This is a genomic window from Paenibacillus sp. S25, from assembly GCF_019454085.1.
GTDB lineage: Bacteria > Bacillota > Bacilli > Paenibacillales > Paenibacillaceae > Paenibacillus > Paenibacillus polymyxa_B.
In genome coordinates, this window is the sequence record NZ_CP073683.1 from 4018720 (window position 1) to 4032517 (window position 13798).

At 45.5% G+C, this 13798-nt stretch carries 12 protein-coding genes; 2 read left to right on the top strand and 10 right to left on the bottom strand.

Annotated features, from left to right (window positions below; all coding sequences use genetic code 11):
• Nucleotides 1-182: 182 nt before the first annotated feature.
• The 3 genes from dnaK to hrcA all read right to left on the bottom strand — a co-directional run bounded on the left by dnaK (nucleotide 183) and on the right by hrcA (nucleotide 3840).
• Complete coding sequence (dnaK, locus tag KAI37_RS17520; RefSeq protein ID WP_023989512.1) at nucleotides 183-2027, bottom strand: molecular chaperone DnaK; 1845 nt, start codon at nucleotides 2025-2027, stop codon at nucleotides 183-185.
• A gap of 87 nt (nucleotides 2028-2114) precedes the next feature.
• Nucleotides 2115-2687, bottom strand: a complete 573-nt coding sequence (gene grpE, locus KAI37_RS17525; RefSeq protein ID WP_220029899.1) for a nucleotide exchange factor GrpE — start codon at nucleotides 2685-2687, stop codon at nucleotides 2115-2117.
• A 121-nt stretch (nucleotides 2688-2808) separates the two neighbouring features.
• Nucleotides 2809-3840, bottom strand: coding sequence for a heat-inducible transcriptional repressor HrcA (hrcA, locus tag KAI37_RS17530; protein WP_013372178.1), 1032 nt, complete (start codon nucleotides 3838-3840; stop codon nucleotides 2809-2811).
• A gap of 329 nt (nucleotides 3841-4169) precedes the next feature.
• Here hrcA and KAI37_RS17535 point away from each other — a divergent pair, with 329 nt between their 5' ends.
• Entirely contained in the window at nucleotides 4170-4736 is a 567-nt protein-coding gene (locus KAI37_RS17535) for a hypothetical protein (protein ID WP_258382993.1), read from the top strand.
• 82 nt (nucleotides 4737-4818) lie between these two features.
• Here the strand turns inward: KAI37_RS17535 and KAI37_RS17540 are convergent, their stop codons facing one another.
• From KAI37_RS17540 to gpr, 6 genes are all read right to left on the bottom strand, one after another.
• Nucleotides 4819-5295, bottom strand: a complete 477-nt coding sequence (locus tag KAI37_RS17540; RefSeq protein ID WP_013311174.1) for an N-acetyltransferase — start codon at nucleotides 5293-5295, stop codon at nucleotides 4819-4821.
• A gap of 164 nt (nucleotides 5296-5459) precedes the next feature.
• Entirely contained in the window at nucleotides 5460-6647 is a 1188-nt protein-coding gene (gene hemW / locus KAI37_RS17545; RefSeq protein ID WP_025723343.1) for a radical SAM family heme chaperone HemW, read from the bottom strand.
• 523 nt (nucleotides 6648-7170) lie between these two features.
• A complete protein-coding gene (gene lepA / locus KAI37_RS17550) occupies nucleotides 7171-8985 on the bottom strand; it encodes a translation elongation factor 4 (RefSeq protein WP_025723342.1) in 1815 nt (604 codons plus the stop codon).
• 71 nt (nucleotides 8986-9056) lie between these two features.
• Complete coding sequence (locus KAI37_RS17555; RefSeq protein ID WP_220029900.1) at nucleotides 9057-9569, bottom strand: hypothetical protein; 513 nt, start codon at nucleotides 9567-9569, stop codon at nucleotides 9057-9059.
• Between the two features lie 27 nt (nucleotides 9570-9596).
• On the bottom strand, nucleotides 9597-10856 hold the full coding sequence (locus KAI37_RS17560; RefSeq protein WP_104497085.1) for a stage II sporulation protein P: 1260 nt from the start codon (nucleotides 10854-10856) through the stop codon (nucleotides 9597-9599).
• Nucleotides 10857-11079: 223 nt separating this feature from the next.
• The gene (gene gpr, locus KAI37_RS17565) at nucleotides 11080-12081 is read right to left on the bottom strand and encodes a GPR endopeptidase (protein WP_023989518.1); all 1002 of its coding nucleotides are present in this window, start codon (nucleotides 12079-12081) and stop codon (nucleotides 11080-11082) included.
• Nucleotides 12082-12279: 198 nt separating this feature from the next.
• Between gpr and rpsT the strand changes: the two genes are divergently transcribed.
• Entirely contained in the window at nucleotides 12280-12552 is a 273-nt protein-coding gene (gene rpsT, locus KAI37_RS17570; protein WP_013311181.1) for a 30S ribosomal protein S20, read from the top strand.
• Between the two features lie 141 nt (nucleotides 12553-12693).
• Here the strand turns inward: rpsT and holA are convergent, their stop codons facing one another.
• The gene (gene holA, locus KAI37_RS17575) at nucleotides 12694-13725 is read right to left on the bottom strand and encodes a DNA polymerase III subunit delta (protein WP_076293523.1); all 1032 of its coding nucleotides are present in this window, start codon (nucleotides 13723-13725) and stop codon (nucleotides 12694-12696) included.
• Nucleotides 13726-13798 lie beyond the last annotated feature (73 nt).

Here is a 13798-nt window from a genome sequence, read left to right on the forward strand (position 1 = left end):
GACCCGGCTTTGACCTTCCCATCATTTCAAGGCAGTACAACCCGTAATATGCTTATTTATCTTGGAAATAACTGTTACCCTTCGGCTAATTGTTATTTATCCAGGCAGCTACGCTGCAATTACTATTCAGTATATCATAACGCATCGGTGTACCGTAAAGCTACCACTACCCGATCCGTAGCTTAGTCTTTCTTCTGGTCTTCGTCAACAACTTCATAGTCCGCGTCAACCACATTGTCGCGACCTTTGCTGTCTGCTGCGCCATCTTGAGCTTGTTGAGCCTGTGCTTCTTGAGCAGCTTGCTCATATAGCTTCACAGACAATTGCTGAACGATTTCAGTCAGTTCTTCAGTAGCTTTTTTGATGTCTTCCAGGTTGTCGGTTTCCAGCGTTTTTTGCAGATTTTCTTTAGCTGCATTTGCTTTTTCGACTTCGCCTGCATCCGCTTTTTCGCCCAGATCTTTAATCGTTTTATCTACAGAGTAGATCAGTTGATCCGCAGCATTTTTCGCTTCTACCAAATCTTTGCGTTTTTTATCTTCTTCCGCATGCAACTCGGCATCCTTCATCATACGTTCTACTTCCTCGTCGCTCAAGCCGCTGGAAGATGTGATCGTAATTTTTTGGCTTTTGCCTGTGCCTTTATCTGTAGCGGATACGTTCACGATACCGTTCGCATCCAGATCAAAGGTAACTTCGATTTGTGGTACACCACGTGGTGCTGGAGGGATATCTCCCAATTGGAAACGACCCAGTGTTTTGTTGCCTGCTGCCATTTCACGTTCACCTTGCAACACGTGAATTTCTACGCTAGGCTGATTGTCGGCATATGTCGAGAATACCTGCGATTTGCTCGTAGGGATCGTCGTGTTACGATCAATCATTTTAGTAAACACGCCACCTGCGGTTTCAATACCGAGGGACAGTGGAGTTACGTCAAGGAGAACGACGTCTTTCACATCACCAGTCAGTACACCCGCTTGAACTGCCGCGCCCAAAGCTACCACTTCATCAGGGTTTACGCCTTTGTGTGGCTCTTTACCTGTCAGCTTTTTGATTGCTTCTTGTACAGCCGGAATCCGTGTGGAACCGCCGACCAGAACGATTTTGTCGATGTCGCTGGCACTCATGCCTGCATCTTTCATTGCTTGACGAGTAGGTCCCAATGTACGTTCTACCAGACCTTCAGACAATTCTTCAAATTTCGCACGAGTCAGGTTCAACTCCAAATGCTGTGGAACGCCATCAGCTACTGTGATAAACGGCAAAGAAATCGTCGTTGTCAGTACGCCGGACAGTTCTTTTTTCGCTTTTTCCGCTGCATCTTTCAGACGTTGTACAGCAGCTTTATCTTTGCTCAGGTCGATGCCTTGATCTTTTTTGAACTCATTTACGAGGTAATCAATAATCACCTGGTCAAAGTCATCGCCACCCAGCTTGTTATCGCCGCTTGTTGCTTTAACTTCGAAGAAACCGTCGCCCAGTTCCAGAATGGATACGTCGAATGTACCGCCACCCAAGTCATACACGAGGATCGTTTGGTCTTCGGATTTTTCCATACCGTATGCCAATGCAGCCGCTGTTGGCTCGTTGACAATCCGCAGAACTTCCAGACCAGCAATTTTACCTGCATCCTTGGTTGCTTGACGTTGACCGTCATTGAAGTAAGCTGGAACAGTAATAACAGCTTGAGTAACCGTTTGTCCCAGGTAAGCTTCAGCATCGGATTTCAGCTTTTGCAAAATCATAGCGGAAATTTCCTGTGCGGAATATTCCTTGCCGTCAATGCTTTCTTTATGGTTTGTACCCATGTGACGTTTGATGGACATAATTGTACGATCCGGGTTCGTAATTGCTTGGCGTTTTGCTGTTTCCCCTACAGTACGTTCTCCATCTTTTTTAAAACCAACAACGGAAGGGGTTGTGCGTGCGCCTTCCGGATTTGGAATAACGACCGCTTCGCCGCCCTCCATAACAGCCACACAAGAGTTGGTTGTACCTAAGTCAATACCGATTACTTTGCTCATCGGACAATTCCTCCTTCTGCATATACGAGGCCCGCAGGCCAGAATGGTTGAATCAAAATGATGTATTTCTAATGTATATTGAAAAAGCTACATGCTCACTTTTACCATCGCTGGACGAAGCACCTTGTCCTTCAGCATGTATCCTTTTTGTACCTCTTCAACGACGATGCCTTCCTCATGCTCTTCGCTCTCCACCTGCATAATAGCCTGATGGAAATCCGGATTAAACGGTTGTCCCACCGAATTCATGGCCGTTACACCCTCTGCCTGAAGCACACTCTCAAACTGGCGGAAAATCATTTCCACGCCTTTGCTGAATGACTCAGACTCCGCTCCTTGCGGTGCTGTTGCCAGCGCACGCTCGAAGTTATCCAAAACAGGCACCAACTCGGTAACCAGCTTCATAGATGCATATTTGGCAAGGTCTTCTTTTTCTTTCAGCGTACGACGGCGAAAATTATCAAAATCCGCCTGAGCGCGTAAAAACCGCTGTTGATGCTCTTCCGCCTGTGCGCGAAGCTTAGTCAGTTCTGTTTCGCTTTCTTGGTCTTCCAGTGCTGCCGCTTCATTAATCGGCTCTTCCTGCTGGCTCGTTTCGGCGGCTTCCTCTGTGCTTACATTTTGTTGTTTTTCTTCTTGGAACGCTTGTTCTTCCTTCAAAATGTTTCACCTCCTTCAAGTCATAACTGCCTTTACAAAAACACGCAACAATGCACCCGCGCAGGATACAAACCGTATCCCGGCGCGGAACATGTAGTACCGCAACCTATGCGGTCTTGTTCTATTTAAACCGTTGCGTTAGCATTGCGGTCAAATCCTTAGACAGGATACCCAAAATATTAATAACTCTCGCATATTCCATCCGTGTCGGACCCAGTATGCCTATAGTGCCCAACGCTTCTCCGTCTACTGCATACGTAGCAGTAATCAGGCTGCAATTGGCAAACGCCTCATGATCATTTTCAGTGCCGATGCGGACTTGAATTTCAGGTGCCCCGGCAACAGGTGTCATTAGTTTAAGCAGCGTTGGTGTTTCCTCCAGCAGATCGAGAATATGTTTAACCTTTTCAACATCTTTAAATTCAGGTTGATTGAGCATGTTCGTCGCACCGCTCAAATACAAGCGCTGATCCGATTCATTATCCAGTGCTTTATCCAGCACCTTCATAGCGTCCTCAAAATGAGACACATGCTTCTCCATCTCCTGACCAAGTGCGGTGTAAAGGCGTGATTTAAGCTGATAAATCGGCACACCGACCAGCTTGCTGTTCAGTAAATTCACAACCTTCTCCATCTCGGAAATCGAAATTCCCGGTGGAATATCTACCGTTTTATTCTCCACCTGACCGGTATTGGTCACGATAATCGCTACAGCCGTCGTTTCGTTGAGCGGCAGCAGCTGAAAATGACGCAATGAAGTATGAAAAACCTCCGGCCCAAGCAGGATGGAAGTATAATTGGTCATATGGGACAAAATGCCTGACGCATGCTGGATCACTTGCTCCATTACATTCAGCTTTTCGGCGTAAAAGGCTTTCAGTTCCCGCATTTCCATAGGCTTCAGTGTATTCAGTGGCACCAGATGGTCCACATAATAACGATAGCCTTTATGAGACGGGATGCGTCCCGCAGAAGTATGGGGTTGCTCCAGATAGCCCTGTTCTTCCAAATCCGACATTTCATTACGGATCGTGGCCGGGCTGAATCCGACATCCTGCCTTTTGGATATGCTGCGGGAACCCACTGGCTCAGCCGAACGAATGTAGTCATCAATAATCGCATTCAGAATGAGTCTCTGACGTTCGGTTAACAAGCGAATCCCCCCTTGTTGTTTATCCATAATAGCATGATTGTTAAATGGAATCATTAGCACTCGTTCGCGATGAGTGCTAACCGATAATACAAAAATACCAAACCGACCTGATCATTGTCAAGTCAGATCAGTATTTTCAATAAACAAGATTTATTACAACAGTTTAGTTTACTGCAGCAAATGCAAACCGTTTACACTTTTTTACGGAAAATCTCATTATTCATCGTATTAATACCGTATTTATGTATAGAGATTCAAAAACAGAAAATTCGTTCGAGACTATGTCTTTATACCGTTACATCTTTTTTGTCCTTGAGGAGGAATTAAATTTGAGAACTAATCGCCGCAACCTTTTATACGCATCGATCGCACTTTTACCTACAATTTGTATGTTTCAGATTTTAATCAAGTTGTTTCCGTATACAGGACTAGGAAGAATAGCTGCTTTGCCATTAGTTTTCATCCTCAATGCAGCCCTTATTATTTCAGTCATCCATTTAATTCGCAAATTAAGCCCTCTGTGTTATACCTTAATCTTGGTTCCTACAATACTCTTAAGCATGTGGAATACCATTTTATTTTACCCTCAAGAATTCAGTCCAAGTATTCCCAAGCAAATAAAATACAGTATATCGGCTATACAACATTACGATGATTTAACACTAGGCGATTGGGAAGGATATACATATAGTCCAAGCAGAACCGGTGAGTCTGAAAGATATGTTGTAGCCTTGTATAAATATAAACACCGAGTTCCATTAGACGGCACTGCATACTTTTATAATGATACTGATTATCATAAGGACCATCCCATAAGAAGCCTGAATGGAATACCTTCCGAACTGGAGCCTCATCATCAATTCATTTGGTGGTTGCTCCAATCATATGAGAAATGAATCAGGATTAAACAATGTAGGGTGTATAGCATACGCACGATTATGGCCTGTTGAAAAAAGAACTGACCTCATTATTGACAGGTCAGTTCAGTACTTTCAACACTGCGATTTCATCACAATTGTTTTGTTTACTACAGTGAATGCAGTCGGTCCATACCTTTTCAGGGAAAATCTCTTTACTTACTACATCAAAACCGTTTTTTATAAAAAAGGAGACCTCGTAGGTCAATGCCATAATTTTAGGAATACGTTGCCGCCGTGCTTCTATAATAAGGCCCTCCACGAGCTTGGAGCCAATACCCATACCTTTATGTCCCTCAGAGATGCCAAGGGAGCGAATCTCTACCAGATCAGCGCCCAATTTGCATAAAGAACCACAACCAACAACTTCGCCGTCCACCTCTGCAACAATAAATAGCTCCAGTTGGCGCGTAAGCACTTCCCTCGAACGTGGCAGCATAATCCCCCGCTCTGCATAGCCGCTAATCATTTGATATAAAGGCTCCACATCCTCAGGAACCGCACTTCTGCACAATACATCTTTACACACTGAAGCCATCTTGCTCTCCTCCTGCCGCTTGCCGCATATAATGAATAAATATACAACATAACGCATAGAATCGCAATACTCCATTTACCCTGCTGTGACAGAATGGTGTTATAAAATGATTGTCCCAGATTACGAAGTTGAAACGTGCTATATTGAAGCTTACGACTTACGACTTATGAATTTACCGTGATTGAACCGATGAACTCTGCAAATACATCATTTCCGAATAAAATGCCGCGTTCACTCAAACGATAACCGTCCTCAATTGATTCGATTAACCCCGCATTGAGCATTTTTCCGAGAGGAGCAGTAAACGTATCCTCCAACGCCTGACCGAATTGAGCTTCAAAACGGGACTTGGAAACGCCCTCCAGCATTCTCAAACCGACCATAAGAAAATCCTCCATGGCTTCCGCCGCCGGCACCTCAAAGCTATCCAGACGTGGTAAACCATTACGACTAGCCTCCACATAAGGATTAATGCCCTTAATGTTCATATGACGCTCTCTGCCAACATATCCATGTGCCCCAGCGCCGAGACCGTAATAGTCCTCATTTCGCCAATAGGTCATGTTGTGCTTGCTCCCCAAGCCTGGTTTTGCGAAATTACTAATCTCATACTGCTCATACCCCGCTTCTTTCATACGACGCATGAGGAGTAAATACATTTCCAGTTCGTCATCCTCATGTGGAAGTGGCAGCTGATTTTTCTGGTACAGCGTATGGAAGAGTGTATTTTCTTCAACCTTCAAGCTGTAGATAGAGTAATGAGGAAGCTCCAGCTCTAGCGCTCTACTGACGCTTTCATGCAGCATCTCCACCGTTTGGTTCGGCAAACCGAACATCAGGTCAATCGACAGGTTGTCCAAGCCAACCTTACGGGCGTTTTCCAAACTGCGATATACGTCATCTGTACTGTGAATACGACCTATGCCTGTGAGTAGCTCATTCTGAAAAGCCTGTACACCAAAGCTGAGTCGATTGACGCCGCCTTCTTTCATTACAGAGAGTTTTTCAAAATCAGTGGTACCCGGATTGGCTTCCATGGAAAACTCAATATCTTCCGCCCAATTTGGGAAATAGGTTCGGACGCTCTTCAGGAAATATTCCATTTCTTTCGGGTTTAGGGTAGTTGGTGTTCCGCCCCCAACAAAAATGGTTTTAATCTCTCCTGGCGGGTGAAGCTTGACTGTATGTTCCATCTCCCGTTCCAGTGCATACAGATATTCCATAACAGGTTGATCCTTGAGCACATAAGAGTTGAAATCACAGTAAAAGCATTTATTCGTGCAAAAAGGTATATGCAGGTAAACCGCTTGAGGCGCGGATGAATGTTCATGTTTTTGTATGGATGCGGTCATACCGATCCTCCTTGTCAATTCAGGTTGTAGTGATTGAAAAAAATGGCGAAGAGGGGGGAGAACGCTGTTACCCCCGGATTTTTTCTTTGAAAACTTAATAGGGTAAAATCCGGGGATAAAGGCGAACGCTAACGCTTCTTCAGAACGATTCCATCCACTCCGCTGCTGCCCACCACCATCGTTCATTTTTTGTGATGTAGGTGTTGCAGTAAGAGTAAAGCATCTTTAGAAATACGCTAAAGATGCTGTTGTTATACTATTTTTGCAACTGAGATAACAAACACTCCATCTCTGGATAGCTTGCTCAAATAAATAACGTCCATTCTCCATGCACGGCAAATGCCCCATGAAAGAATGGACGAATACCGCTTGGAATCAAGCGGATTGTAATACCTTGAGGTACTCACAGAGTGATTGTACCTAAGCTACTACAGAATCATGCTGTTGTTGCTTATGTGTATTCAATTTATACACACATTTGTGATGTACCGAATTCAATACGATACTGCTGATTCAAGCAGCTTTACTCATCTATTTTCAGTACCGCCATAAATGCTTCCTGTGGTACTTCTACGTTACCGACCTGCTTCATACGCTTCTTGCCCTCTTTTTGCTTTTCAAGCAGCTTCCGTTTACGGGAAATATCGCCGCCGTAGCATTTGGCCAAGACGTTTTTACGCATCGCCTTAACGGTTTCACGCGCTACGACCTTTGTTCCCACAGATGCCTGGATCGGCACCTCGAACATTTGACGCGGGATTAGCTCGCGAAGCTTCTCACAGATAATACGTCCGCGATGATAAGCCCGATCTCTATGCACGATGAACGACAGCGCATCGACCTGCTCGCCATTCAACAAAATATCCATTTTCACCAGATTGGACTGGCGATAGCCTGAAATTTCATAATCAAAGGAAGCATAGCCTTTGGTACTTGATTTAAGTTGATCGAAGAAATCATATACGATTTCAGACAGCGGAATTTGATACGTAATGGTTACCCGTGTCGTATCCAGGTATTCCATATTTACGTACTCACCACGCTTAGTTTGACAAAGCTCCATCACTGTACCTACGTAATCATTAGGGACGATAATGCCTGCTTTAACATAAGGCTCTTCCACATGTTCAATCCGTCCGATTTCCGGATAATTCGATGGGTTGTCGATCTGGATCGTTTCCCCATTCGTCAACTTAATACGGTAAATAACGCTTGGTGCCGTTGTAATCAGTGGAATGTTAAATTCACGTTCAATCCGTTCCTGAATAACGTCCATATGAAGCAGACCAAGGAATCCACAACGGAAGCCAAAACCCAACGCGCTTGATGTTTCTGGCTCAAAGCTGAGCGAAGCATCGTTCAGTTGTAGCTTTTCAAGCGCCTCACGCAGATCGTTATACTCCGATGTTTCGATTGGATACAGACCGCAATATACCATCGGATTAATTTTCCGATAGCCTGGCATCGGTTCTAATGTTGGATTTTTTGCATCTGTCACCGTATCCCCGACACGCGTATCACCCACATGCTTGATACCAGCAACGATAAAACCAACATCACCGATGTTCAGCTCGTCCACGATGCTCATACGTGGCATGAAGGCTCCTACCTCGATAACCTCAAACGTTTTATCGGTCGCCATCATTTTAATTTTGGAGCCTGCCTTGATGCTACCATCTACGACGCGGACATACACAATAACGCCTTTATATGGGTCATAATGCGAATCGAAAATAAGCGCCTTCAGCGGATTATTCGGATTCCCTTGCGGAGCAGGTACGCTTCTGACCACCTGTTCCAAAATCTCCTTGATACCGATTCCAGCTTTGGCCGATGCGTGGACAGTCTCGCTCGTATCCAAGCCGATAACATCCTCGATTTCCTGCTTCACCCGTTCAGGATCAGCACTTGGCAAATCAATTTTGTTAAGCACTGGCAGAATTTCCAGATTGTTGTCCAACGCCAAATATACGTTAGCCAACGTCTGTGCTTCAATACCCTGTGCCGCGTCTACAACTAGCAAGGCCCCTTCACAGGCTGCCAAGCTTCGGGAAACCTCATACGTAAAATCGACGTGTCCCGGTGTATCAATCAGATTCAAAATGTACTCTTCGCCGTCATCGGCCTTATAAGTGAGTCGCACTGCCTGGAGCTTGATTGTAATCCCGCGCTCCCGTTCCAGATCCATCTGATCAAGCACTTGCTCCTGCATTTCACGGGATGTGAGTGCACCGGTGTATTCCAAAATCCGGTCAGCCAGCGTGGATTTACCGTGGTCTATATGTGCAATGATACTAAAGTTCCGAATTTTACGTTGTCTTGCCAATATGTCAGTCATGCCTTACCCCCACACAATGCCTAGTGTCAATCAGCTTATTATAGCAGTTGTATAGGGGGTCAGCAATATTTCTATTCTGTCACTCCGTCAAAAACAGACACAACCCATCGAATCCCCTGTCTTGACAGGTTTTGCAGCAGCCCAGCCGTTTTGTCCGCCATGGTATCCACCGAGGCTTGTTGTCCCTTGACGGCTAGCAGTTCACGAGGCGTCTCCAGGTCCTGAGTATTGACATGCTGCGCAGTCGTCGAATACCACCTGGACGCCCCGAGTTCCGTCTGCTCCTCATTTTCTTCACTTCCACTAGCTTCATTTATACCCGCTCCCGGTTTCGGATCAACCTTAACATTTCCACTTGTGCTATACGTACCGGTATATGCACGAGCGTTAGCTGCGGGTGTATCCTCAATAACCGTCTGTTCATATCCGACTTTCTGTTGATTTACCGATTGAATCGTATCCCCGTTCCATTCCGGTCCATACACTGAACGCAGGCCAGATCCTGCCAGTTGCATACCGAGTAGAATGCCTGCCCCCATGAGCATTACAAATCCAAGTGCTTTCTTACGAAAATGTCCAGACATTACCTTTCCCCCTTACCGCTACCTCATTTAATTGCCACTGTTGCTCTTTTTTGTATCCGATACGTTAGTGCCCGCTTTCTGAGCTTTCTGATCTTCCCAATACACTTCACCGATCATGTCCGCCAAAACGTCTGAGGTGCGTTTCAACTCCTCCTCGGTGTTGTCAATACCCCCGATTTCAATTAAGATGCTATGCGATGATAAGCTTTGATTGTATTCACCGTTGTTGCCTTTGCCACCATCTTTCCCCCATACACCACGTGATACGCCATGATACGATTTTTCCAGCTTTTCATGAATACGAGCAGCAAAAGCTTCATTTTCGCGCCAATTTTTGTTGTCATGCCCGATAATAAAATACACCTTCGCATAAGAAAGTCCATTAATGGTTGCTGTTGTTTTTCCGTGACGTTGAGAATCTCGATGAATATCAAGCAGATAAGTTAAACCTTTATTTCCAGCCAAAGCTTCCTTAACTGTTTCGCGTGAATATTTATAGGAATAGTTCCAGTTATAATTTTGAACTGTAGTGGCATAATCCTTGTTTACATGCAGTGTGGATATCCCTTGTTTTTCCAGCCTCTTCTTTACGAAGTCTCCTACCCTTGACACATTGGCTGATTTAGAACCTGAATTGGGGTTGGGGCTGGTTTTGCTGAGCAGTGGGTTATATGCTTCTCTGGGATGAGAATGGTAGATTAATATACGCTTGTCCCCTTTGGCCGTATCACCTGGATGATCCTCACGTGCCGGATCTGTTTGCGGTGTTGTCGGAATATCCGGCGTAGTAGTCGGTGGGTTCTCAGATGCATCTGAGCCACCAGGGGCATCCGTCGTTCCCTGATCGGGCTGATAATCCGTAGGACCCTCTACCTTTGTGTTCCCCGAACCCTTGCGCAGCAAGACAGGCGCTCCCGCAGACATGCCAGGAATCTCACGAGAAATGAGACTTTTGGGATCCTGCGGATTAATTCCTGTAAGCATCTGAAAAACAAAAGGCGACCATTGTTCACCCGACAACGAAGATTGCTGTTTCTTTTGTGCCAAATGAGGTACTTCCATACCTAGCATATCCGCAAAAAAACCGCTAGACACCGAACCTGCCAATCCTTTCATCGAAGAAACAGGAGATGTTTGTAGACGATTTTCTGCCAATCCCCCTAGCCCCAAAACGACAAATAAAAGCGCCGAGCCCATGATCAGCAGCACAAGCGTATGTCCCATCGCCAAAATTTCGATACCTTTTCTTCTCCATCTTCCGACGTTCCAGGTCTGAATTTTTTTCATGTGAGCCTTGTCCTCCTTCGTCCCGTCGAAACCCGCTTTATATTCGGAACATAGGGTTCCTATCTGCTGCGGAAATCTCTTATACTTCAACTCTATGAACGGAGAACAATTGCTAGAACACAAAAAATCTCTACCACAGGTTTATCACCTCCCTTTTTGAAAGAGATTAGATTCCTGTTAAATAGAGACTTTTGGTATGAAATACGATTTTACCAACCCTTGATTAATGCGTATAGGCGGCGACATTGCCAGGATCAACAGCTTCGTGCAGAGCAGCGTTCAATCCAGTAGCAATAATGTTCGCGATATCTTCAATAAATTCATCGATCTCTTTAGGAGTCACAATCAGATCGTGCCCCAGCGGCTGCAGTACCTCTCTCACCAGCCCAAGTCTCTCAGGTTCTGAAATATCGTCCAACATCCCCAGGATTGCTTTTGTAGAAGCCTTTTCTTTGGTAAAATGTGTTTTCATCAGTTCGATTACGTTATTGACAATGGTAGAAGCGTAGCATACCGTCGGAACGCCGATAGCGATACACGGAACACCCATAATATCCTTGGTGATACCCCGCCGCTTGTTGCCAATACCTGAACCTGGATGTATCCCGATATCAGCCACCTGAATGGTCGTATTGACGCGCTCCAGTGAACGTGACGCCAGAGCGTCAATGGCAATAATCAGTTCTGGCTTTGTGCGATCCACGATGCCTTGAACGATTTCACTGGACTCGATCCCCGTAATACCCAGGACGCCCGGTGCAATTGCGCTCACATCTCGATAGCCCGGGTTGATTTGATCAGGTGTCAGTTCAAAAAACTGACGAGTCACCATCAAATTTTCAACGACAAGCGGCCCCAGCGAATCGGGAGTAACGTTCCAGTTGCCCAGACCTACCACCAGTACCTTTGCCGTATTAGAGATCCCTATTTTTTGTATAAAATGCTCCATTTCTTTTGCAAATGCAATAGCTACACGTTGCTGGAGCCCCGTGTCGCCTTCACGCAAGCCGGGTACTTCCAACGTGACGTAATGCCCTTGTACCCGACCAATACGGTTGGCTCCTTCTTCATTCAGTACGTCCAGCCGTGTGATTTTGATTCCGTTATCTTCCTCCACGTTCTCACTTATGCCCGACAGAGGTACAGGCTGATCCCGTTCAGCCAGTTCTCTTGCCTCTAATGCCAAATCCGTGCGTACCGCATACTTCTGCAAATCCAGATCCATCTTTTAAGCCTCCTTGGATACCATCTTTGACTATAGTGTGCGAGACACCCAACAGGTTTATGCACATCCATTTTCATCCTGTAATTCGCATCGCTTCAGAATGTTTTCTTATTGCAATTTGAGGTGTGGCATGCTAAAATATTTTAAGTTGTGAAACGTTTGTGTTCATAAGTAATGCCTTTACAGGAGGTGAATGTAATGCCAAACATCAAATCCGCTATCAAACGCGTTAAAACTAGCGACAAACGCCGTGCGTTGAACGCTTCCCAAAAATCCGCGCTTCGTACAGCAGTAAAAGCTGCCGATACAGCGTTGGTAGGTAACGAAGCTGAAACTGCTGCTGCTGCTTTCAAAGTAGCTTCCCAAAAGCTGGACAAGGCTGTAACTAAAGGTCTGATCCACAAAAATGCAGCTGCTCGCAAGAAATCCCGCTTGGCGAAAAAACTTAACGCTCTTACAGCTCAAGCGTAAGCAAGAGCTACTTTCATACGTTAATGAAAAAAACCTGACCAGCCTTGGCTGATCAGGTTTTTTTAGTTTATAACTTTTGTTAATTTATAGAGTCAGCTTTCCACGCTACATGAGCCGACCCTATAACAGCACATGGGGGGATTAGATTGAAGCCCCCGCACCCATTTTCATCAAAAATAGTTCCAGTCCCAGTACCTTGTCAACGACACCTGTTTTCATATGATAATCCAGCTCGCCCAATTCGTAGAGAAGCTGACGCAGCTGCTCAGGGCGGAACCTCCGCGCTTGGTCCCCTGCAACTTTCACCCCATAAGGATGCAAACTAAGCTGACTCGCAATTTGTTGCTGGGAATAGCTTTGACCTGCCAGCTCTTTGACCTGCAACATAATACGGAACTGTCGCGTGATCAAAGCGGCAATCTTGATCGGCTCCTCTTTTTGCTTAAGCAACTCATAAAAAATACTGAGCGCCTTATCCAGCCGCAAATTAGCCAGATCCTCAACCATCGCAAATACGTTTTGCTCTGTGTTACGAGGCACCAGGGATTCTATATCAGCGGATGAGATCGTTCCCTGTGCTCCTGCGTACAAGCAGAGCTTGTCTATCTCGGCAGCCAAGGATTGCAGCCCAGTACCTGTGAATTGAATGAGGCTTTCAGCAGCTCCTGCAGCCAATTGCACTTCTCTTTCCCCTGCACGCTTATGGATCCAAGCTATAAGATCATCTCCACCCATTGGAGCAAAAGCAATAACCGAAGCATCACTTTTCAGTTTTTTGACAATCTTTTTCCGCTCATCCAACTTTTCAGCCTGAACCGTAAAAACGATGACGCTATAGTCAGTCGGGTTATCCATATAAGTCAACAGCGTCTCAAGCCGGTGCTCTATCTTACCGCTATCTTTGCCTGCTGCAAATACACTGGTATCCCGTACAATAATCAGCTTCTTTGGTACCAGAAAAGGCGCTGTTTCCGCCTCCTCCACGACCACCTCAATTGGCGTTTCGGTTAAATCATAAGGAATGATGGCGAAGTCACGATGCTCCTCTTCCACCACTTTCTCTTTAAGCATCTCAACAAACTGCTTCATTTGATATTTTTCACTACCGTATAGCAAATACACTGGCGAAATGTCGCCTTTCCGAATAGCCTTAGTGGCTGTTTTTACATCCATTTTCCGTTCCCCCCACCCACTGATCGTACCCGACATCCGACCGGAAGGCAAGTCATGACACAAACGAAGGGAC